This window comes from Bacillus sp. RZ2MS9, assembly GCF_001816185.2.
Taxonomy (GTDB): Bacteria; Bacillota; Bacilli; order Bacillales; family Bacillaceae_G; genus Bacillus_A; species Bacillus_A cereus.
In genome coordinates, this window is the sequence record NZ_CP049978.1 from 3,360,729 (window position 1) to 3,383,039 (window position 22,311).

Below are 22,311 nucleotides of genomic sequence, written 5' to 3' on the forward strand. Positions count from 1 at the left end.
AAAACTTACAAATACACGCAAAATAGAATACTAGCTTATTTTTAAAAGTGTAGTATACTTAATCATTATTTTGAGTTTTCAAATAAAAACATCCAAGGTGATGCAATGTTATATATAAAACAACTACTCTATTTTACTTATGAACAAGCATTATCCTGCTTATTCCCAGTCGTTATTTTCTTAACACTAGCCCTTTCAAAAATCGTTTCGATCCCAGGGTTATACCGCTACGATTTCATACTCATCGTATGCCTTCTTATGCAGTGGGTTATGTACAAGACTGGCCTTGAGACGAAAGACGAATTAAAAGTAATTACTGTCTTCCACCTCATCGGCCTTTTACTAGAAATATATAAAGTTCATTTCGGTTCATGGAGTTATCCGGAAGAGGCATATTCAAAGGTTTTTGGAGTTCCACTTTACAGCGGCTTTATGTATGCAAGTGTTGCCAGTTACATATGCCAAGCGTGGAGAAGATTGCATTTACAAATGCATCATTGGCCGAAAGCTATTTTTGTAATACCTCTAGGAGCACTGATTTACTTCAATTTTTTCACACATCATTTTCTATACGATTTTAGATGGTTCTTAACGTTACTTCTATTCATCGTTTTCTTTCGAACATTTGTGGAATTTTCATTACGAGGCGTTACATATAAAATGCCGCTCGTTCTCTCCTTTTTTCTTATCGGATTCTTTATTTGGATTGCAGAAAACATCGCAACATTTTTCGGTGCATGGCAATATCCAAACCAACGGGAAGCTTGGAATCTCGTTCACTTAAGTAAAATCAGCTCATGGTTTTTACTCGTTGTTATTAGCATTATGATTGTTACACAACTCAAACATTTGAAAGAGTCGAAAAAATAATGCTGATTATGTAAAAATAGTTAGCCCATCACTAATTAGAAAGTGATGGGCTTTTTACCTTCCTTATTAAAGGATTTACACATTATGAACTACTACTAGCAGAAGATGTTGCTGCAGATGAAGCGGCAATCGTTGCCATCATAGCAGCCTGTTGTGCTTGTATGAGGACTTCTATCATTGTTTGTAAACCTGTGTTGGTAGTTTTACTTTCCTCACCTTTCTGACTTACGAACAGTTGAATAGCAATAAGAATATTTGTATCTGTATGCCAACGGAACAATTTATCCCCCTGCAATTTTTCAATAAATGCTCTAATAGAATGAATCTCTTTTTCTCCATCCTCGAGTAACGCTAGTAACCCGATAGCTGGGTAATGCATCTGTTTTACTTTTACCTTTTCTTGCTTTAACAAATTCCATATATTTGTGCATTTTGCGACTAACAGTTCTTCCCTGACATCCTTCTTTAGTGAAAGAATATGACTCAAAAATTGAAGATCATTCCCTTTATGCAAACCAGCTGTCGCTAGTTTCTGATAAAGGCGTTCCACTCGGTCCATAAGTGTGTCTACATTCTCTGATTGTCCTGCTAATAAAACCGCGAGCGGATAATCATTTGTACTTGTAAGAAAGAGGTGATCCTTTTTCATGCGTTTATATACTTGCATCGAGCGTTGAATGTGCGCGCCATGCTGTTCATTTTCTTCTGTTAAAAGTACAGCTGCTGCGAGATAAGTAAATATACTCCGGCTAAACCCACCAGTGACCAATTGTTCATATAAATCTAAAAACTCCCGAAAAGCTTTCTTGTAATCTGTAAAGTGAATATCTAATGTTGCTGCCACTACAAAACGATGATAAGACTTTAAGTATGAAAACATCCCTACCTGATTCTTAATATAACTACTAATTTCTAAAAAACGTCCGAGATTAAACAGTTTATCACTACCTGCATACATAGCAGCAATCATCATTCCTGTTCGAGAATCGCTCGTTTTCCATTTTAGTTCTCCCTTTAACTGTACATATGTATGTTTATATTGCTCCAACTTTTGCTCTAATGTAATCATAGTATTCACCCCTATTTCTAGTTCTTCTCTATCATTATACTTATATTCCATATTTAGGAATACTACAATTAATAATCACACCATAAAAATTATAAAATCCTCTTATCCTTCTTCATCAGCATCACGATGATAATCCCTAATCCTTCAAGAAGTTAAACAAAAAAGGTAGATAATAATTTATCTACCTTTTTTGTTTATATCATTTAACATTACACCTGTATTGCTTGTTATATGCAATTAAGACTAAAGAGCTTTAATAATACGTTCCATCGCCTTCATTTGTCCAATATGATCAGCTTCATGATAAAGCATCATACCGTAAAGCTCACCAACTGTTTCCAATCCTAGAAATGGCTCTGGCAGTTTATTTTCAAATGCTTCTGCTGGAATTTCTTTAATACGTTTTGCTTGTTCTTTTAATTGGACCGTTAACACTTCTAATGATGGTCCTTCTGTTGTCCATTTAGATGGTCTTGATCCATATCCAAACATACCTGGATATTCAGTTGGTAATTGTTTGAATTCTTTTCCAAACATGAAAACTTCTGCTGCCGTTAATACATGACCGATATGCCAACGAATTGTATTGTTAAAACCCTCTGGCTGCGTATCTGCAATTTTATCATCTAGCGTCTCCATAAATTTAAGTAATGCCCCGCGCGTTATTTCAAATTGTTTTAGACCAATTATTCTATTCATTTTATCGTTCTCCTTCTTCATGTACATTTTATTATGAACTAAGAATGTTCAATTCATTAAAGTTTCACTTTGTTTAATCTATCAGAAACAATGAAGAAATACATCTAATATGCTTAGTAAAATAATAAAAAGGTTCACCTCTCGTACATATAGAATTACTTATTACACAAATAGTTTAGTAAATAAAAGAGGAGTGTTAATTTCATGTTACATGTTTTAAAACAGCAATATAATCTTATTAGCTCTACAAGAGAAACTCTATTTTCGTTTTTGGAAGAAATCCCAGTAGAAAAATTACATAGCACAGTTCCTAATTTCGGGAGCGGTAGCATTATAAAGACTCATATTCATGTAGCCGATTGCTACCGATACTGGCTTGGATCATTCGCATTTAAACAAAAGCGAGTAGACTTTTCATTTGCTAGCGATTACGAAATTGAGCATGCAGATGTGAAAAAAGTTCGCGCTAGATTTAAGTTAGTAGATGAGACTGTACAACGTTTTTTAGATGAATACAATGACCGTTGGCTCGAAAATATTGCAAATGAAGTAAAGTGGCAAAAAGGGCCTTGGAGTACAACTCCGCTATGGCTTTTAACTCATACGGAAACCCATGAGTTTCATCATAAAGGACAAATTGTATCAATGGCTAGGCACCTTGGATATACTCCTCCTGATACAGACCTTAGTTAATACATTCATGTTCATTTCAAAGCGGAATGAGTAGCAAGAATAATAGTATGATCAAAAAACTCGTTGATACATTTTGTTGTGTATAAAACTTTTATTATTTGTTTTAGGTATACCATACCATTATAAAATTCATGTAACATCGAATTAAGGTTCATATTTTTTATGTAACTCATTGAAGAAAGTTTAAGTATTTATACATTCAATTACTAACTAAAGGAGAAAATTATAATGAGATTAGAGAGCGAAAGAATTTATTTAAGGCCTCTTTGCCAGCTAGATGCTCCTATTATATTAGAAAGTACAATGGATGATGAAATAAGATATATGACTGGAACTAAGTCCACTTTTTCATTGGAGCAAATTACGAAACATATAGATCATATAAATAATGATTCAAGTCGCTATGATTTCGCTATTTGTTTACAAAGTACTGAAGAGATGATTGGAGAGTTGTCGATTTTAGATATCGATGAGGAGAACAAAAGAGCAGGATTCAGAATATCAATGCTTTCCATAGCATTAACAGGACAAGGTTATGGAACTGAAGCTATTAAAATCGTTTTAAGATTTGTTTTTGAACAACTATCATTAAATCGTTTACAGTTAGAAGTATTTAGCCATAATTTACGCGGAATTAAAGCTTATGAAAAAGTTGGTTTTGCAAAAGAAGGAACCTTACGTCAATCTTTATTTTATAACGATACATACTCAGATGAAATTATTATGGCCATACTTAAAAGCGATTATATAGAGAGACCTTTGTAAATGAATGTACTTAATCTATTAAACAATTTTAAAGAACCTTACCACAATAAAATGCAGTAAGGCTCTTTCATTTTTATATCAAATAACAGCTCTTAAAACATGTATAATCGTATCAATACCAAATAGTCTCCGCATAATTATATGCATCACTATTCGGAATTGCATGTTTCCCCTGCGCTTGTGCTTTTCTTGGATCTAAATCATATACCATTGGCGTATAGCATGATGTTTGCCCTTTATTTACAACACCATTTCCTCCAGCACTTCCGCAAGTGTATGCCTTTCCATCTGTTTTTCTAACAATCCTTGCATCAGCTTCATTATTATAAACTGCCAGGCGAGTTACAGTAACTTTTGCCCACGCTGTTTTACACGTCGTGCTAAATTTTAATTCCACATAAGAATTTGAATCAATCCACTTCTTTTCTTTCGTTACTGCTGATTGATCACAACTATTGTAATACGGACTTTTCCCATCATACGAATGGTCTTCTGCAAATGCTTTATCATTATTGGTCGTACTAAACACACTAGTTACGACGAGCAATGCCAGACAAAGACATGCGCTTACCTTTTTAATAAGTTTCACAGGATTCCACTCCTTTATTAATAACGTCCAGTTTTCCCGTAACCATTATTAATCGTCACTGCTTCGGCATCAGCTGTATAACCAAAATCAGCAGTTAAATCAAACACCATTCCTGTATAAGTGCTCGTTTGCCCCGTTTTAATTGCTCCATTACCACTATTAGAATCTACTGATTTTTGGAATACACCATTTTTATATTTATTAATAACAGCGTAAGCATATACTCCTCCAGAAACAGAAGGTGCTGGTTGATCTAAAACAAGCTTAGACCATGCCGCATGACATGTATTACTGTAACGTAAATACACTGTTCCTACTTTTTTACTACCTTCGTACACCGCTGTAGACTTTGCATTAAATCCATCTGCATCACATGTTGTACTTCCCCCGTATACTTTCGTTGTTGCTGGATTTTTTCCGTCATAATAGCTACTCAGATCGGTAGCTGCAAATGTACTTTCTTGAAAACTAAATAATACCCCTACACTCGCTACACTTAACACACATACTTTCATTAACTTTTTAAACATTTTTAATTCCCCCTCAAAATGATTATGTATACTAAACACAACCTATACTGCTGTGTCAGCCCTCCTTCCATGCTTCCTAGAGGCATCTTACAAAAACGAATTAACGTTGTAAATTCCCTTATGATTATTGGAATATACGAAGAACTTTACTTATCCTTGTAAGAAAAAAAGTTGAGAAATACACATTTTATAGCATCCTTTATTTAAAACATAAAAGAACCGATACTTGTTATATTCAAGCATCGGTTCTTTATACAAAATTGCCATTTTTTCTTTTATATAAAATAAATATTTCTCCACTTAATTTGTTGTAAAAAACTCCCTCGTTACATCAATAAATTGCTGCAGTGGTGCTGTCATCCATTTATCTTTATGCCAAGCAATTTGTGTATAAATTGGAGGTATTGTTTCGTTTAACATTAACTCCTTTAACGTCCCTTCCCGTATATCTTTTTCTACTACTATCGCTGGTAAAACGGCTATACCTAAATCTGCAATAACACATTGTTTAATTGCTTCCACACTAACAAACTCAATTTTATTTGCTGGATATAGATCTTCCCCGCGAAATAGCTCTTCAAATAAAGTTCTATATGAGCAGCCTAATTCTGTTAATAAAAGTGTTTCACTCTCTAAATCTTTTATAGAAACAGTAGTCTGTTCAAGTAAAATATGCCCTGGAGCAGCTACTACTTTTAATTCTTCTTTCATAAGTGGTTCCACATGTAAAACATCTTCTGTTTTACATTCGTCCAAAATAAATGCAAGATCTACTTTTCCCTCCATCAATTGTTCCTTCGCATCTTTATTGGAATGTGCTGGTTTAAATATAAGCTTTATTTTGGGGAATTGTATTTTAAACCTCTTTAATATAGAAGGCAGTCTGTATGTACATTGACTTTCTTGTGCACCAATTATTAACGTACCTGCTATTTCCTCATCATCTTTCACGGCCGTCTTTGCTTCGTTACTAAGTGCGATTATCTTGTCTGCATATAGTTGAAACTTTCTTCCTGCTTCAGTTAAGAAAAGACGTTTCCCTAATCTCTCAAATAGTGGTGTATCGAGCTCAGCCTCTAACGTTTTAATTTGTGCTGTAACGCTTGATTGAGCAAAGTTTAATTTCTTCGCAGTTTGTGTAAAGTTCAAAGTATCTGCTGCTACTTTAAATGTAATTAATTGTTTTATCTCCATTTATCATCCCTCTTTTTCAATCGATATTTCCGATTGATTTCATCGGAATAATCCTCTTTGTCTATTGATATTTATATTGTATGATAAAGAGCATCGACAAACAATAAAATGGAGGTATTCCATATGAAAGCACTTTGTTTCGAAACATTCGGAGATGCTGATGTACTTCAATATAAAGAAATCCCTGATCCAATCATTAATCCAAATGAAATTCTTATCCGCACGAAAGCAATCGGTCTAAATTTCGCAGATATTTATAGACGCCGTGGTGATTATCACCTCGCTGGTAACCCTCCTTATATATTAGGTTATGAAGGCGCTGGTATCGTTGAAGAAGTAGGTGCTAACGTTACTACTATCAATCCTGGAGACCGTATTGCATTTGCTGACGTTCCATTCGCAAATGCAGAATTAGTTGCCGTTCCAGCAGAAAAAGCAATCCCGCTTCCAGATTCAATTTCTTTTGAAACAGCCGCTTCTATCTTATTGCAAGGTCTAACGGCACATTATTTAACGAAAGATAGCTATCAAATAAAACAAGGTGATACAGCTTTAGTCCATGCTGCGGCTGGTGGCGTTGGTCAACTTCTTATTCAAATGATTAAACTACTAGGCGGAAAAGTAATCGGTCTTACGTCATCAACCGAAAAAACCAAAGTAGCCACGTTAGTTGGGGCTGATCACGTATTTTTATATACTGAAAAATGGCATTCAAAAGTACTTGAAATAACAAATGGTACTGGAGTAAATGTTGTATATGAATCAGTAGGCTCTACACTAGAGAAAAGTTTTAACGCTACTAAAATCGGTGGTACTGTCGTATTTTACGGAATGGCCGGTGGTAATCCTGCGCCCATTGATCCACGTATGCTTATGGATACTTCGAAAACTTTAACTGGCGGAGACCTTTGGAACGTACTTACTACTTTTGAAGAACGTAAACAGCGCTCTACTCAATTATTTGATTGGATCGCTACTGGAAAATTGAACATTGCAAGTCCTACTACATTCTCTTTACAAGACGGTGCCCGTGCACATGAATTATTAGAGAGCAGAAAAAGTACTGGGAAGATTTTATTGATCCCATAATTCATAAAATGAAAAGAAAGCTAGATTAAAATTTTGTGAAGACCTATAGTGAAAAAAATTGATAAATGAAAGGACATAACATATTTTATATAACTAATATGTTATGTCCTTACTTCTTCAAATAACGATCCCATGTATCACTCGAATAATTTTTGAGCTCTTTTCTCAATTAAAACTCCCTTTAATTGCATATGTTCTTTTATTTGTATATTGCTAGAAAATTATCATTTTTATTTATGAATAAGGCTACGTACCGATTTAAGCTAAAAACTAGATTTTGATCCTATAACAACAGTGGCATCTAATTCCTCATCTCTAGTCACTTTCGTGGTAAGCCCAGCACCAGCAAAGATTTCAAAGGTCTGAGTTGCCTGCATTTCACTCGTCTCTATTAAAAGATGCCCTCCCGATGCGAGCCAGAGAAATGCTTCTTTTGCTACTCTTCGCTGAATGTCGAGTCCATCCTCTCCTCCGTCTAGCGCCATTTTCGGTTCATGTAGACGGGCCTCCTGTGGAAGCAGCTTTATTGTCTCGGTAGGAACATAAGGTACGTTTGCAACTAGGGTGTTCACATGGCCTTTAAGTGCGTGAGGCAAAGCTTTATACAAGTCCCCTTCAAAAACATGGCCACCGAAATTTGTTACGTTGCGGCTAGCACATCGTACTGCGACAGGATCAATGTCAACAGAATACAATTCAATTCGTCCTAAAGCTGCCGCCAGAGCTACACCCACAGCACCTGAACCGCAACATAGATCAACGACGATATCACCAAAGCATAACAGAGCTTCTGCTTGGTGAACAAGAAACTCGGTACGTTGACGAGGTACGAAAACACCTCGGTCCACTTCTATCCGCAACCCACAAAATTCTGCGTATCCAACAACATATTCAAGTGGCAAACCATTGGCTCGCATTTCCACCATTCTCTTGAGCTCCTCTGGAGTTCGGGCTGCTGAAATAAGTAACCGGGTCTCTTCTTCTGCGAAAACACAACCCGCGCTCTGAAGTCTGTTAATTATACATTTTTCCGTTTTATTGTCCAAAAAGGAATTACATTCTTTCCCTATTTATCTCACCACTTTTTCTTATTTATAACCCTGTATTCGCTAAAAATTGGATGTATCCTTTTTAACAAAGTGGTCCTATTCAAAAAAATACGCCCTTATTCAATTAAATGACCCGATTGTTGAACAAAGAAACGTTCTACACAATAGAAAGTTTCATTATAATATCCCAATATAACCTTATAAATGATGCACTAAAAAATAAAAAGGAAGCTAGATTTTACTAACTTCCTTTTCTTATATCTATTTAAGATAGTATTATATTTCCACACTTTCTTTCCCTTTTGCAACATAACTCATATCTCCAACCGACTCCACTGTGTATGTTCCATCTTGATATACAATCTTCGTCACGCTAGCATTTTCCACTCCAAGTTTTGTTTTGCTACTGTCTAACATTTCTATTAAGGTAGTAATCAAAAGCCCATGAACGACAACTAAGACGTTACCGCCACCATTTTCAGCAGCTTCTTCACTAATTTTATCTATCTCTGTTTTTATACGAGTAGAAAACAATTCCCAATCTTCCGCCTGTTTTGTCGGATCTGCTACTCTAATAAGATTAATCACTTCTTGAATAGAAAGCTTCAAGAGTTCTTCTGGTGATGCAACGCCTGCAGCTTTTCCAACCACATCCCACATATTCTCAAGTTTTTCACCTTCAAAAATACCGAAATTTAATTCTCGCAAATCTTTTCTTTGCTCAAGTTTTAATTTTGATTGCTCACTATATTTTAATACTAAATTAGCAGTTTCAATTGCGCGGCCGCTATCACTACTATACGCACTCATAAAATGAATATCTTTTAATCCTGTTCCTAAATTTGTGGCAACTTCAACACCTCTTTCTACTAAAGGAGAATCTGCCCAACCTTGCGCGCGATGATTCGTATTTAATATTGTTTTACCGTGTCTTGTAACATATAACGTCACTACATTCTCATTGCTATGTGTTTCTCGCTTATTCATTTCATTCTCTCCCTTTACGTTTCTATATCAATTTTACCACCTCAATTATTCATTGAGCAAAATATACGTCAGTAGATCCGCTTAATAAAAAAAGCTATCTTTCTGTATATCCATACAAAAAGATAGCATCTTTTATGATTACATTTCTTAACCGGTACTCCTATTCAGCAAAAGCACTCGAATATTGTACAATTCCTTCTACACCTCGAAGAGAATTTTCTGTTAATTCCATTATCATAAATACCTCTTCAGGCACTTCAAACAGTGCTTTTACATTCCACTCACTTGCTTTCTTAAAACCAAATTTCGGGTAGTACTCTGGATGTCCTAATACTACAACTGATCCGTATCCAAGTTGTTTCGCTTTTTCTAAAGCAGCCGTAATCAGTTTTCCACCAATTCCTTTCTTCTGATGGCCCCTAGCAACTGAAACTGGTGCAAGTGCTAACGATTCTACAGAAGTTCCATCTTGTTCTATCGCAATTTTAGATAACATAATGTGACCGACTATTTCCTCATCTACTGCAACGATTGATAACTCTGAAATAAATGCATCACACTCTCTAATACGTTTTACAAGTTCATGTTCCTTTTTATCACTAAACTCTTCATGTAAAAATGCTTCTTTTACAACTTCTTCTGTTTTTCTATAATCATTTTTTTGTTCTTGTCTAATCGTTACCATTTTAACTTATCCTCTATTCTTTCTTATTTCTTTTTGAATTTTACGAAGTGCTTTTTTCGATCCGCGCTCAATATCGTGTTGCATTTTTCTCTCTTTATAATCGACAAATAGTGTATTTAAATCGTATCCCTCTGGATATAACTCCTTCGCTGCTACCTCTAAAGTAATACGTTTTACATTTACTTCAACGAATTCACCGTTATAATATACAACGACGTTATAAAAATTATCTTTTTCCTTATAGATGATACCAAAATCATCATAATCTAATAAATTCACACGATCGCCGATTTTGTACTCATAATGAAATTCTCTTTTTTCTTGTACAAATTTCGGTTTTCTAATTTTACTTTCATTCACTTTTTCTAAAGCGTACTCTTTATTTCCCATGTACTCTTTCGCTCTTTTCAGCACATGTTCTTTTACGCTCATTTTATTCGCAATCCAAAGTGCATTACTTTCTCCTGATTTTCCGATAACTAATTTATAAAGCGGCTCTAGCGTTTCACTATTAAACTGCATCGCTGCATTCATAAAGTCATCGTGCATTTCTGAGAATCGTTTAATTTCTCCGTAATGCGTACTCGCAACGGTAATACATCCCGTAAGGTACAACTCTTCTAAAATAGATATTGCAAGTGCTGCACCTTCATTCGGTTCTGTACCGCTTCCTATTTCATCAAATAAAAGTAACGTATTATTATTTGACATCCTCATAATCTCAGAAAGATTTTTCATATGAGATGAAAATGTACTTAATGCGTTTTCGATACTTTGATTATCACCAATATCTACAAATACATTTTCAAAAATAGCGATTTCTGTACCTTTATCTCCTGCAATATGAAGACCTGACATTGTAGCTAATGTTAACAATCCAATCGTTTTTAACACAATTGTCTTTCCGCCCGCATTCGGCCCTGTAATAATTAAACTACGATACTCTTGACCAATTTTAAAATTTAAGGGTACAACTTGCCCTGTTAAAAGCGGATGCTTACAATTCACTAAATGAATGTAACCATGATCATTTAACTTCGGTTCTATTCCATCAATCGATTTACTAAACTTCGCTTTTGCAAATACCATATCATACTGACTAATTAGCTCCATATTAATCTTTATACTATAAATGTTTTCTAACACCATTCCTGATAAAGTCGCTAAAATTTGATATTCTTCAACCGCTTCTTCTGCTTTCAAACCCGCTAGTTCCGCATTCAATTTCGTAACCGTATGCGGTTCTATAAATACAGTAGAACCTTTTGCCGAGGCTTCAATAATACTTCCAGCAACTTGGTTTTTATAGGAAGATTTAATTGGAATCGTGTAACGGTCATCCTTTTTACTAATAAAGAATTCCTGAATGAATTTCTTATTTGCACTACTATTTAAAAACTTCGTTAAACGTTCTTTTATTTTCCCATCTACAGAATCGATATTATTTCGAATTCGTTTTAACTCTTTACTTGCAGCTGCATCAATACTATTTCCTTTAATTGAAAAGTTAATTTCCTCTTCAATACTTTTATATTCAGTCATTGAATTTGCATAAGAAGCTAATACTGGTGCAAAAAATTCTTTATCTAACATAAACTTTTTAATCTTTCTACATCCGCGTAAAAAGTCTGAAACACTGACTAATTCTTCTGGATCTAAAATCATCCCTTTTTCTAATTTTTGAATTGTACTAGCAATATTAGAAATGCCGAAGAAAGGAACATGCCCTTCTGCATCTAATATAGCTCGTGCTTCTGTCGTTTCATTCAACCGATTTCTCACTACTTTTATACTCGTACTCGGCTCTAATTTGTTTAATAATTCCTTACCTAATCCACTTACACAATAAGATTTCACTATATCCTTTAATTCGTTATATTGTAGCTTTTCAAAAGTCATCGTATTCATTTTGTTTCTCCTCACTATGATTGATTTTTATCATAAATGAAGATACCTACTCATTAGATTCCAACGAGTCATATATAAAATTCCATAATTATACAATAAAAATATATACAAAAAAGCTGCGGGGATACCGCAGCTTTTACATTTACAAGGCATTTGTAATAACATATGAGGAAATATGCCATAAAAAATAGATGGCAGTCCCTTATTACACGCTTTATAAAGTATTGTAGGTATCTTCATAGGTTTTGAAATAAATGCATGACAAAATTAGGGGTATGATGTACATAAAAATCCCCTGGTCTTATCCGATTTATTTCATTAAATTTTTCCTATTTAATACCTACCGCACTCACAAAAAGCACCTCTCATTAATTTATATTATAGTCATTGAAATCTAATTTATTGAAATCATCATACTATATGTTACGTGAGAAGTAAAGGTGTCATACTTTTATAACTATACAGAATGTAAAAAGGAAGAGGAAAACTTATATTTCAGTCTACCTCTTCTTTTTCATCACCAAATTACTGCTGAACATATATGGAAACTGATCCTCCACTTACTTGAAACTGCCCCCACCCTTCCTTATTAATTGTTACAGTATTTGTTTGATTACCTGTAATATCGTACCATACTTCCCCTGCATTATTTTTTCCAACATCCATCCACTTTGACCCTCCTGGTCCATCAGAGATTAATGTTGCTAAACCAGAATTAGCATGTACACTATCACCTTCTCTTGTCCAGCCAATCACATCTGGATGATCAAAATAATCACGCTGCGTACCATATGCAAAGTTTTTTCGTGCCGTCAAAATCGGATCAATTTTGTCCTTTAACGCTGGAATTTCATAGTTACTATTTCCTTTTGTACCATAGTAATCACCATAGAAAACAGAAGGATACCCCTCTGCACGCGTTAAAATAAATGCATATGCCAGCGGCTTGAACCAAGGGCTCACTACAGATTCCAATGACTGACCAGGCTGTGAATCATGATTTTCAACTAGAGTAACCGCAAGTGTAGGATGATTCGCAACTACTGTTCCTTTTAAAATATTTCTCATATCATAATTTCCATTTCCTGTTGAAGCATAATGAAAATTATAATGAAGTGGTGCATCGAACACAGATTGATTATAATTAACCTTCGCTAAATAATTATTTAAAGTCTGGATATCATTTTGCCAATATTCAGCTACTGTAAACATTTCTTTCCCTGTTTGCTGTCTAACGTGATTTACCCAATCGCGCAAATATTCATGATCAATATGTTTAACAGCATCTAAACGAAAACCATCTAAATTTAATTCATTCGCATACCACGTTCCCCATTTTTTCATTTCATTCGCAACATCTGGATGATCAAAATCAAGATCCGCATACATCAAATAATCATAATTCCCATTCTCGCTAGACACTTCCCAGTCCCATGCTTTACCTATGCCCCTAAATTTATAAATTCGGTTTAATTTCCTTCCTTCATCCCAATCCGTTCCGTCAAAATGATACCATTTCCATTTGAAATTAGAATAAGAATCTCCACGCCCTGGAAAGTTAAATCCCGTCCACGCACTAATTTCATAATCACCTGATACTTCAATATTCCGATTGCTCGGGTCTACCTCAACTGCTGTGACAGTTTCTGTATAATCAGCCCCACCTTTATGATTCATAACTACATCACCGTATACATCGATGTTTTTCTTATGTAAAGCGTCAATTGCAGATTTCAATTGTGCTTTCGTCCCATATTTCGTCCGCACTGTTCCCTTTTGATTGAATTCCCCCAGATCATATAAATCATATGCTCCATATCCTACGTCATTTTGCGTAGTTCCTTTATATGCAGGTGGTATCCAAACAGATGTAATTCCTTTTTGCGCTAAATTTTCAGCATCAGTACGCAAACGATTCCAATGATCTCCATCATTCGGAGCATACCACTCAAAATACTGCATTAACGTTCCATTGTTAACTGTATCTGCATATGCTTTACTCCCCTCATATATACTAGGTAAAAACATAACAACTGACAATCCGACTATTGTTATTCTTTTAAACATCTGTACACCATCCCCTTCCAAGAAAGCGTTTGCATAGTTTATCAGAATTATTATAATATTCGTCCCACCGTTAGTAAAGTAGCAATCTCTCACTCTCTCATATTATTTTTAATCTAATTTCAAATATTCAACGTAGTTTTAATTTCACATCCTATTCAAGATTGTTTACAATTTACCTATAAAAGCATAACGGAGGGATTTCGATGACAGACTTTCAAAAACAATTTTTCGCACGATTACATATAGAAGAAAAAGACACAGTTTCATTTGAAGATTTATCTAACATTATGTACGCAATGGCACAAACTGTTCCTTTTGAAAACTTAAATATTCTCGAAAAGAATTTTAAAGAAATATCAAAAGAAAATTTGAAAGAGAAAATTTTAGTAAATAACCGTGGCGGTCTTTGTTATGAACTCAACCCTACTATGTATTACTTCCTGAAAGATTCTGGATTCGATGTTCATCTCGTTTCAGGAACAGTTTATAACGCTGCAAACTCCATATGGGCTGTTGATTCTGGCCATATCGCAACCGTTTTAACACATCATAATGAACTTTATTTAATTGAAGTAGGATTCGGATCATACTTACCTCTTGCCCCTGTCCCTTTCTCAGGTGAAGTCATTCACTCTATTACAGGAGATTATCGTATTCGTAAAGAAATGACCGAAAAGGGAAACTACATTTTAGAGATGCGGAAAAACAATGAGTTCTTGGATCAATCTTCTGCTGATGATTGGACGTTAGGCTATGCATTTTATATAGAAGAAGTGGATGAAGAAAAAGCAAATACAGCACAAAAAATTATCGTTGAACATGAAGGATCACCCTTTAATAAAGTACCTCTTATTGTAAAACTAACTGAAGATGGGCATGCCTCTTTAACGAAAGATAGCCTTACAGTAGCAAAAAATGGTAAAAAAACGAAAGAAACCGTTACAGACGTGCAATATACAAACCTTTTACATTCAAAATTCGGAATTACACTATAAGTAAGTAAGCCTTGTTATTTTAGCAAGGCTTTTCAATTTTCAGCAGGGATTTTTTGCAATTTGTTGTATTTCATAGTTATATAGAAATATAACTACATGTTTAGAAAGGAAATGATTATGACAGAACTTAAAGATCGATTACAAGTAGCTGATATAGAAAAATGGGATTTAACAGACATTTACCATACAATTGAAGATTGGGAAAGTGATTTTCATAAAATTGAAGTATTAACGAAGGAATTACACGAGTTTAATGGAAATATTCACGATGGCAATAGTTTATTAGCTTATTTAACGAAGAGTGAAGAAGTTTCTAGCATAATATCTTTAATGTTCGCTTATGCACGATTACAATCTGACCTTGATACACGCGATACTGACGCGCAATCTCTTGTCGATAAAGTATCACAATTACACGTGAAAGTAAGTGCAGCGAAATCTTTCTTTTCCCCCTTCTTACTTAGCATAGACGAAAACACATTACATTCTTACATAGAAGAAACAGAAGGCTTACAATATTATAAAGAAGACTTATTTGAATTATACCGTTATAAAAAACACGTATTAAATAAGGACCAAGAAGAAATTTTATCACAAATGGGTGAAGCTCTTTCTTCTCCACAGCACACATTTGGTATGTTAAATAATGCAGATATATTATTTGGTGAAGTGACGACTGACGATGGAGAAAAAGTGAACTTAACACGCGGAATGTATGCAAAGTTAATAGAAGATACGAATCGTGAAAAGCGTAAAGAAGCTTATAAAGCATATTACAAACCATATGTTCAGTTAAAGAATTCCATCGCATCTACTTTATCCGCTGCTATTAAAAATAATGTTACTGTTTCGAAATTAAGAAACTATCCATCAGCGCTAGAGAAATCATTATTTGGCGATATGGTTCCGAAAGAAGTATATGAAAACCTAATTGATACAACGAAAAAAAACATTCAAACATTACATACATACAATGAAATTCGAAAAGAAAAATTAAACGTAGATGAACTAAGACAATACGACTTAGGCGTCGATTTAGTAGAAGGTGCAAAACAAGACATCCCATATAGTGAAGCATTTGACATTATGATTGCATCACTAGCTCCTTTAGGAGAAGAATATATTGAGACATTAAAAAGTTTTAAAGATAAAAGATATATAGACGTAAGAGAAACACCAGGGAAACGTTCTGGTGCTTATAACTTTGGTGTATACGGCGTTCATCCTTTCATTCTTTTAAATCATCACGATGATTTAAACAGCCTGTTCACTCTTACTCATGAATGCGGTCACGGTATGCATACGCACTATTCACATGGATACCAACCAAGAATTTCTGCACATTATTCTATCTTTGTCGCAGAAGTCGCTTCTACAGTAAATGAAGTGTTATTAATTCACTATTTATTAAAAGAAGCAAAAGATACGAACGTGCGTAACCATTTAGTTAACCATTTTATTGAGAAATTTAAAGGTACTTTCTTTACACAAATTATGTTTGCAGAATTTGAAAAAATCACACATGAAATGGCTGAACAAGGTAAACCATTACATGCACAAGTCTTCAGTGAAATTTATGAAAAGCTATTTAAAGAATATAACGGTGATTCACTTGTATTTGATGAAGAAGTAAAATACGGATGGGCTAGAATCCCTCATTTCTATCGCCCGTTTTACGTATACAAATATGCAACTGGATTCGCATCTGCCATTCAAATCGCTGATAAACTATTAAGCCGTGATCCGGATGCTCAGAAAAATTATATTGAATTCCTTAAAGGCGGAAGTTCAGACTACCCATTAAACTTATTGAAAAAAGCTGGCGTCGATTTAACAACGCCAGAACCGATTGAAAGTGCATTAAAACAATTCACTCAACTTGTTGAGGAGTTTTCAACATTATAAAAAGCATGCAGAGTATATGCTCTGCATGCTTTTTATTTGAATTACTCTATTCTATATGCTGCTGCGTCACACAATGAATCATACCACCGTATGCATACAATTCGTTAACATATATACCGACAATTCTTCTCCCTGGAAATTGACCTTCAATGATTTGAAGCCCTAATTTATCATGTTCATCACCGTATATAGGTACCAATACAACTTCATTACCAATGTAAAAATTTAAGTACGATCCTTTACAATCTGCTTCTTTTACCACTTTTCTTGTTACTGGTACTGGAATGAGCTGAAATGGCTTTCCATCTATATTTTTCGCTTGCCGTAATTCTTGATAATGCTTTTCGTACGCCTCCAAAAGGTATGGCTCTCCTTCATCGAAAGGATCATATTCATACAGTATCGTATTTTCATTTACAAACCGCGCCGCGCCATCAATATGATAATCCGTATCTTCATCATAATTATCTTCTCCGCGTATACCAGTTATCCATATAAAATTTGTTACTCCTAAATATTTCGTTAACTCCATTTCAATTTCTTTCTGACTTAGTGTGGGATTTCGATTTTCATTTATAATAGACGTTTTCGCCGCCATTAAGGTCCCGTTTCCGTTTATCTCAATTCCCCCACCCTCTAGACAGACACTAGATTCAACTTTTGGAATACGATACATTTCACTTATTTTATTCGGAATATTAGCGTCTTTTTCGTACGGATATTTATTTCCCCAACCATTAAATATCCAGTGCGTTAGGCAGCGATTCCCTTCCTTATCCGTTACAAAGATTGGTCCGTTATCTCGTATCCAAATATCATCAGTTTCTTGAATTAAGAAATCAATTTTATCCATATTTACATTAGCTTCAATTAACTTCGATTGGACATGTATTTTCTCTTCTTCATCACATACAACAATATGGACATTTTCTCCATAGTGAAGCTCCTTTGCCATCGATATCCAAATATCATCTAACTTAGCTCTGTAGCCTTCACCTCTATGTGCTTTATCATGTGGCCATTGGAGCCATGTACCTTCATGTTTCTCCCATTCCGCAGGCATATAAAACAAACTATTCTCTATATTTCTCATACGTGTTCACCCCTTATATGAATGTACGTACAGTCTATACTTTGACATCGTGTTAAGGTCAACAGGAATATCTTCATTTACTTGTAGCAACTTTATAAGGTGATTCTTTACTTCTCCTTTTTATTATGATAAATTGCTTTCATACATAGAATAAGGATTGACATAATGTTAATGTCAATCCTTATTCTCATTCTATTTTCGTAACTAGAAAACAAATTTGTGTCACATACTCTTCTGCTAAACAATCACATTCAGGTCCCTTTATATAAACCTCATATGGCGAATTAATTATTACATACCCATTTCTTTCAATCCATTCTTCTAACGCTATATAAGCGTAACCTATATAGTCGTAACTTCCATAATGCATAGTAGTAACGATATGATGTGGACTTAGTTGTTTCATTTCATACTCTTGTGCTACGTCTTCATCATTCCCCTGCATAACCGGAATTCTTAACTCAATATCACTGTTACTTGGAATATATTCTTCATCATAAAAGACTGCAGATGGAGAACCAACTATTTGAAAGTTATTTTTTTGTACCTCTTCATATAAGTCATAAAAATAATCATCCATATCATCTATATCTATTTTTACTCTTTGAGTAATTAACGTTACTTCGTTCCTCATTCCCATTAATATATCGTAACTTCTATGGCGAGCAATATTTAGACTACTATTCACCATTACCATTTCATTCATTTCTGAAATAACCTGTAAATTTTGCTTCACTTCCTGAGACAACTCGATAATTTGTGATTGTATATGTTGAACAAACGAATCTTGATCCGATGACTGCAAAACAATTTTAATTTTTGGAAGAGGAAATTTATACTCCCTTAGCTTTTTTATTTTCAGCGCTACTTCCAGTTGCTCTTGTTCATAATACCTATACCCATTAACCGGATTCACATATGCCGGTTTTAATATCTCCTCTTTGTCATAATGTCTTAACATCCGCGTACTCATTTTACAAATCCGAGAAAACTCAGCGATGGTATACATATCAATACTCCTTGAATATATTTTCTTTTCATTACTTATTTATTAAAACCAATCAAAAATCTTCTTCATTGAAAAATTTCCATTCTGATTTTTCAATCTTCTCATTTTCGAAGGTAACAAATGACTTGGACAATACCACGTTAAACAATTCATCGCGCCCCCCATTGTTGATATTTCTCCTACATGAATTTGAATAACTTGTTTCTCCGTATACTGTTGAATATATCGTAAAACTTCCTCATCTTTAGCTAGTCCAAACTTAGGAACATAAAGAGCATCACATGATTCTAACATATTTATATACAACCCTTTTGCCGATGCTATCTCTTGATCATATTGTCCTTTCTCTGTATATGATGAAGGAACAACTATAAATTCAGCTTTTGGCATTTGTTCTTTAATAATCTCTTGAACACTATATCTAAATTCATGATCCCCTAAAAAATCACTAATAAACATTGTATGTTCATCAATAAATTTAACCATTCCGTCTGCGTGTGCTAGTACATCCCCTTCCTCAGCAGGAATAATAATAACTCGGCTCACATCTAAATCCCATTCTAACTGCTCAATAATTTCCTCTTCTGTCCAATCATCGTTATCATCAAATATGCGTTCTGTTAATATTACAGTATCTTTTTTATTCCAAATAAGATTACCACCATCTAATATTAATGGGGATTTTACATATTCAAAGTCATTCTTTTTCAACCATTTATTAAATTGTTGATCTAAATATCGCCCTTGATCATTTGGCAAATAATTTGGTCGATATTTAAATTTAACTAGATGATTTGTGACAACCGGTGCAACATCTCTTAGCCAAATATCATCATACTCAAAACAGCTCGTATGAAAGTCTTGTTCTTCAACAGATAAAGATATAAGTTGATCCGCAATTGATTTCTTTTCATTTAAACATTCATTAAAGTAAATCAAGTCTTCATAAAATGGTTGATAATATTCATTTGATTCGTCTGGTATTGCAGTAAAAATAATGCCATTATGTTTTTGTTCCATATTATTCACCTCGCTTTTTAATAGTAGTTACATAACTGATTTTACAAAGCCAACTATTCCTAAATTTATGTCTTTTTTCGTTACAACTCATGCAACATGTACATTTTATGAATGGATTATAGCATGGAGAAATATTATATATTTATATAAAAAATATAAGGCTGACGTTAAGCCTTATATTGACTCTTGACAAGTTTTTTTAATACCATATTTTAAAACAACAATAAATGATTAAATGATAACTCGATTCATTACCATCCAATTTCAGTTCTTGTATAAACTGAATGACTTCTTTCATAAGAAACACACTTAGAATAACCCCTAAGCAAATTAAAGCTACATTTAAAATGTACTGTAAAACGATAGGGAAATACGAAAACACTATTTTAAAATTCTTTAACACAAACATTTTTCTCCTTTACCATATAAAACGAAAAGCGAATATACACTATAATTAATTTATCATTATATTAAAATTTTATTATTATAAATAATAAGGAACGACAAAATAGGTAATAAGATTCCACCTATTTTGTCTATATAGCAGAACAACGAAATTACAATCAATTACTTCAATGCAATGGGTTGTTGTTGTGTCACACAATGAATCATACCGCCGTTTTTATACAACTCTCTCACATCAATACCGACTACTTTATGACCTGGGTATAACTTCTGAATCGTATCGTTTGCGATTTTATCATTCGGATCATTATAATTAGGCACTAATACAACTGTATTTCCGATATAATAATTGATATATGACCCCTTATAATCGAGAGTTTTTCCATTTTCTAAAGCAACCTTTTCTTTACTAAGCGGCAAGTATTCATACTTATATTTCTGTCCTGAAGCATTTTTTGCATCTAACAATGTATCCATATCTTTATTAGATAAACCCCATTCGGCTAGGTCATCTTCTTTCATCGTTACAATGGTAGATTTATTATGGAATTTAGCAAATCCATCAATATGAAAGTCCGTAATATCTAAATTAGGTACTCCGTCTAACCAAATAAAGTTTGATACCCCAAGATCACTTATATATTTTTCAATTTCTTTTTCTGATAAATCAGGATTTCTATTTTTATTCGTCACCGCACTTCGAGTTAATAACGCAGTCCCATTGCTGTCTAATTCAATTGCGCCGCCTTCAAGGACAAATTTTCCCCAATCAATTCTTTCAATTCCTAATTGTTTACTAACATTCTTACGTATTTGAGCATCATTTTTATACGGTGTTTTCTTCCCCCAACCATTAAATGCTGGATCTAATATTTTGAGATTTTTATTGCTGTCATAAACAAAAATTGGTCCACTGTCCCTTGCCCATACATCATCAGTAGGCGCGATAAAGAAATCAATCTTCTCCATATTTAACCCTTCATCTGTTAAAAGGTTATTGATTCTTTCTTTTTCTTCCTGGTCATATGAAACAATGTGGACTTTCTCACCCTCAGTTAAAGCACTTGCCATCTTAACCCAAATAGGTTCAACTTCCTTCTTATACTCTTCACCATATGTGTATTCATGTGGCCATTGTAGCCATGTACCTTCATGTTTATCTTTTTCATCTGGCATCGTATATTTCCCAGCATTTTTCTGTACCTCTACTTTTTCCCCTTCTTTCCCTTTAACATTTTCATTGTTACCCTCAAAAGAGCATCCACTAATAATCGTTGTAGATAATGTAGCTATTAAACAAAACTTTATTGCTTTTTTCATTTTTTCAACCTCCTGTTCTTGTCTCCAATAATGTAAAGCTTCACATAGTGTGAAGCTCAAGCTTTTTTATCAATGTAAAAATTACCAATTGTTCTTTGCATTCCTTAACATTTAACTACCTATTTAGATTTATTCAAATGCCAATCACCTTTCTTACCTATTTATCCCGCTATTTATGGGCAGTAAGACCCCCACCTCAAAATTCAGCGGAAGCAAAGAATTTAAGTGGGGCCCTGTTGCCCGTAAAAGCCCGATTGATGAGGGCTTCTACTCAGTGGTGGATGAACAAAGCCTCTCCACTGATTAAAGTTTCACTTTATTCAGTAAGTAAAACTTTACAAAATAAAAAAATCGGTATTGATAATTCCAT

Annotated in this window: 21 protein-coding genes; 6 read left to right on the forward strand and 15 right to left on the reverse strand. The window is 34.1% G+C overall.

Annotation, left to right across the window (positions count from 1 at the left end; genetic code table 11):
* Positions 1 to 105: 105 nt before the first annotated feature.
* The gene (locus BHV55_RS17175; RefSeq protein ID WP_001969367.1) at positions 106 to 870 is read left to right on the forward strand and encodes a DUF817 domain-containing protein; all 765 of its coding nucleotides are present in this window, start codon (positions 106 to 108) and stop codon (positions 868 to 870) included.
* A gap of 82 nt (positions 871 to 952) precedes the next feature.
* On the opposite strand, the gene BHV55_RS17180 is transcribed toward BHV55_RS17175, so the two are convergent.
* A complete protein-coding gene (locus tag BHV55_RS17180; protein WP_070756842.1) occupies positions 953 to 1,990 on the reverse strand; it encodes a DUF4003 domain-containing protein in 1,038 nt (345 codons plus the stop codon).
* Positions 1,991 to 2,182: 192 nt separating this feature from the next.
* Entirely contained in the window at positions 2,183 to 2,659 is a 477-nt protein-coding gene (locus BHV55_RS17185) for a DinB family protein (RefSeq protein ID WP_002196761.1), read from the reverse strand.
* Between the two features lie 183 nt (positions 2,660 to 2,842).
* Between BHV55_RS17185 and BHV55_RS17190 the strand changes: the two genes are divergently transcribed.
* Both BHV55_RS17190 and BHV55_RS17195 read left to right on the forward strand, forming a co-directional pair.
* Positions 2,843 to 3,331: a DinB family protein gene (locus BHV55_RS17190; RefSeq protein ID WP_000903461.1), complete on the forward strand. Its 489-nt coding sequence runs from the start codon at positions 2,843 to 2,845 to the stop codon at positions 3,329 to 3,331.
* Between the two features lie 228 nt (positions 3,332 to 3,559).
* Complete coding sequence (locus tag BHV55_RS17195; protein WP_001235431.1) at positions 3,560 to 4,096, forward strand: GNAT family N-acetyltransferase; 537 nt, start codon at positions 3,560 to 3,562, stop codon at positions 4,094 to 4,096.
* A 112-nt stretch (positions 4,097 to 4,208) separates the two neighbouring features.
* On the opposite strand, the gene BHV55_RS17200 is transcribed toward BHV55_RS17195, so the two are convergent.
* The 3 genes from BHV55_RS17200 to BHV55_RS17210 form a co-directional block, all read right to left on the reverse strand.
* Positions 4,209 to 4,685 (reverse strand): DUF2690 domain-containing protein, encoded by a 477-nt coding sequence (locus BHV55_RS17200; protein ID WP_000767004.1) that lies wholly within the window; start codon positions 4,683 to 4,685, stop codon positions 4,209 to 4,211.
* A 17-nt stretch (positions 4,686 to 4,702) separates the two neighbouring features.
* Entirely contained in the window at positions 4,703 to 5,215 is a 513-nt protein-coding gene (locus BHV55_RS17205) for a DUF2690 domain-containing protein (protein WP_000473748.1), read from the reverse strand.
* A gap of 300 nt (positions 5,216 to 5,515) precedes the next feature.
* The gene (locus BHV55_RS17210; RefSeq protein ID WP_048568285.1) at positions 5,516 to 6,409 is read right to left on the reverse strand and encodes a LysR family transcriptional regulator; all 894 of its coding nucleotides are present in this window, start codon (positions 6,407 to 6,409) and stop codon (positions 5,516 to 5,518) included.
* Between the two features lie 123 nt (positions 6,410 to 6,532).
* Between BHV55_RS17210 and BHV55_RS17215 the strand changes: the two genes are divergently transcribed.
* On the forward strand, positions 6,533 to 7,498 hold the full coding sequence (locus BHV55_RS17215) for a quinone oxidoreductase family protein (protein WP_048568286.1): 966 nt from the start codon (positions 6,533 to 6,535) through the stop codon (positions 7,496 to 7,498).
* Between the two features lie 263 nt (positions 7,499 to 7,761).
* Here the strand turns inward: BHV55_RS17215 and BHV55_RS17220 are convergent, their stop codons facing one another.
* From BHV55_RS17220 to amyS, 5 genes are all read right to left on the reverse strand, one after another.
* Positions 7,762 to 8,544 (reverse strand): putative protein N(5)-glutamine methyltransferase, encoded by a 783-nt coding sequence (locus BHV55_RS17220; RefSeq protein WP_083320083.1) that lies wholly within the window; start codon positions 8,542 to 8,544, stop codon positions 7,762 to 7,764.
* Between the two features lie 279 nt (positions 8,545 to 8,823).
* Entirely contained in the window at positions 8,824 to 9,534 is a 711-nt protein-coding gene (locus BHV55_RS17225; protein ID WP_070756846.1) for a histidine phosphatase family protein, read from the reverse strand.
* A gap of 160 nt (positions 9,535 to 9,694) precedes the next feature.
* Positions 9,695 to 10,219, reverse strand: a complete 525-nt coding sequence (locus tag BHV55_RS17230) for a GNAT family N-acetyltransferase (RefSeq protein WP_070756848.1) — start codon at positions 10,217 to 10,219, stop codon at positions 9,695 to 9,697.
* A 6-nt stretch (positions 10,220 to 10,225) separates the two neighbouring features.
* Positions 10,226 to 12,127, reverse strand: coding sequence for an endonuclease MutS2 (locus BHV55_RS17235; RefSeq protein WP_001095188.1), 1,902 nt, complete (start codon positions 12,125 to 12,127; stop codon positions 10,226 to 10,228).
* A 525-nt stretch (positions 12,128 to 12,652) separates the two neighbouring features.
* Entirely contained in the window at positions 12,653 to 14,194 is a 1,542-nt protein-coding gene (gene amyS / locus BHV55_RS17240; protein ID WP_070756850.1) for an alpha-amylase, read from the reverse strand.
* 203 nt (positions 14,195 to 14,397) lie between these two features.
* On the opposite strand from amyS, the gene BHV55_RS17245 reads away from it, so the two are divergent.
* Both BHV55_RS17245 and pepF read left to right on the forward strand, forming a co-directional pair.
* Positions 14,398 to 15,189 carry an arylamine N-acetyltransferase family protein gene (locus BHV55_RS17245; RefSeq protein ID WP_070756852.1) on the forward strand — a complete coding sequence of 264 codons (792 nt, stop codon included), beginning with the start codon at positions 14,398 to 14,400 and terminating at the stop codon, positions 15,187 to 15,189.
* A 117-nt stretch (positions 15,190 to 15,306) separates the two neighbouring features.
* Positions 15,307 to 17,094, forward strand: coding sequence for an oligoendopeptidase F (pepF, locus tag BHV55_RS17250; RefSeq protein WP_000137545.1), 1,788 nt, complete (start codon positions 15,307 to 15,309; stop codon positions 17,092 to 17,094).
* Positions 17,095 to 17,140: 46 nt separating this feature from the next.
* On the opposite strand, the gene BHV55_RS17255 is transcribed toward pepF, so the two are convergent.
* From BHV55_RS17255 to BHV55_RS17275, 5 genes are all read right to left on the reverse strand, one after another.
* Positions 17,141 to 18,187 carry an agmatine deiminase family protein gene (locus BHV55_RS17255; protein ID WP_001244183.1) on the reverse strand — a complete coding sequence of 349 codons (1,047 nt, stop codon included), beginning with the start codon at positions 18,185 to 18,187 and terminating at the stop codon, positions 17,141 to 17,143.
* Positions 18,188 to 18,374: 187 nt separating this feature from the next.
* The gene (locus BHV55_RS17260; protein WP_000287984.1) at positions 18,375 to 19,196 is read right to left on the reverse strand and encodes a MerR family transcriptional regulator; all 822 of its coding nucleotides are present in this window, start codon (positions 19,194 to 19,196) and stop codon (positions 18,375 to 18,377) included.
* Between the two features lie 42 nt (positions 19,197 to 19,238).
* Positions 19,239 to 20,216 (reverse strand): agmatine deiminase family protein, encoded by a 978-nt coding sequence (locus BHV55_RS17265; protein ID WP_070756854.1) that lies wholly within the window; start codon positions 20,214 to 20,216, stop codon positions 19,239 to 19,241.
* Positions 20,217 to 20,415: 199 nt separating this feature from the next.
* On the reverse strand, positions 20,416 to 20,619 hold the full coding sequence (locus BHV55_RS17270) for a hypothetical protein (protein WP_000916568.1): 204 nt from the start codon (positions 20,617 to 20,619) through the stop codon (positions 20,416 to 20,418).
* A 164-nt stretch (positions 20,620 to 20,783) separates the two neighbouring features.
* Positions 20,784 to 21,941, reverse strand: coding sequence for an agmatine deiminase family protein (locus BHV55_RS17275; RefSeq protein WP_048568292.1), 1,158 nt, complete (start codon positions 21,939 to 21,941; stop codon positions 20,784 to 20,786).
* Between the last annotated feature and the right edge of the window lie 370 nt (positions 21,942 to 22,311).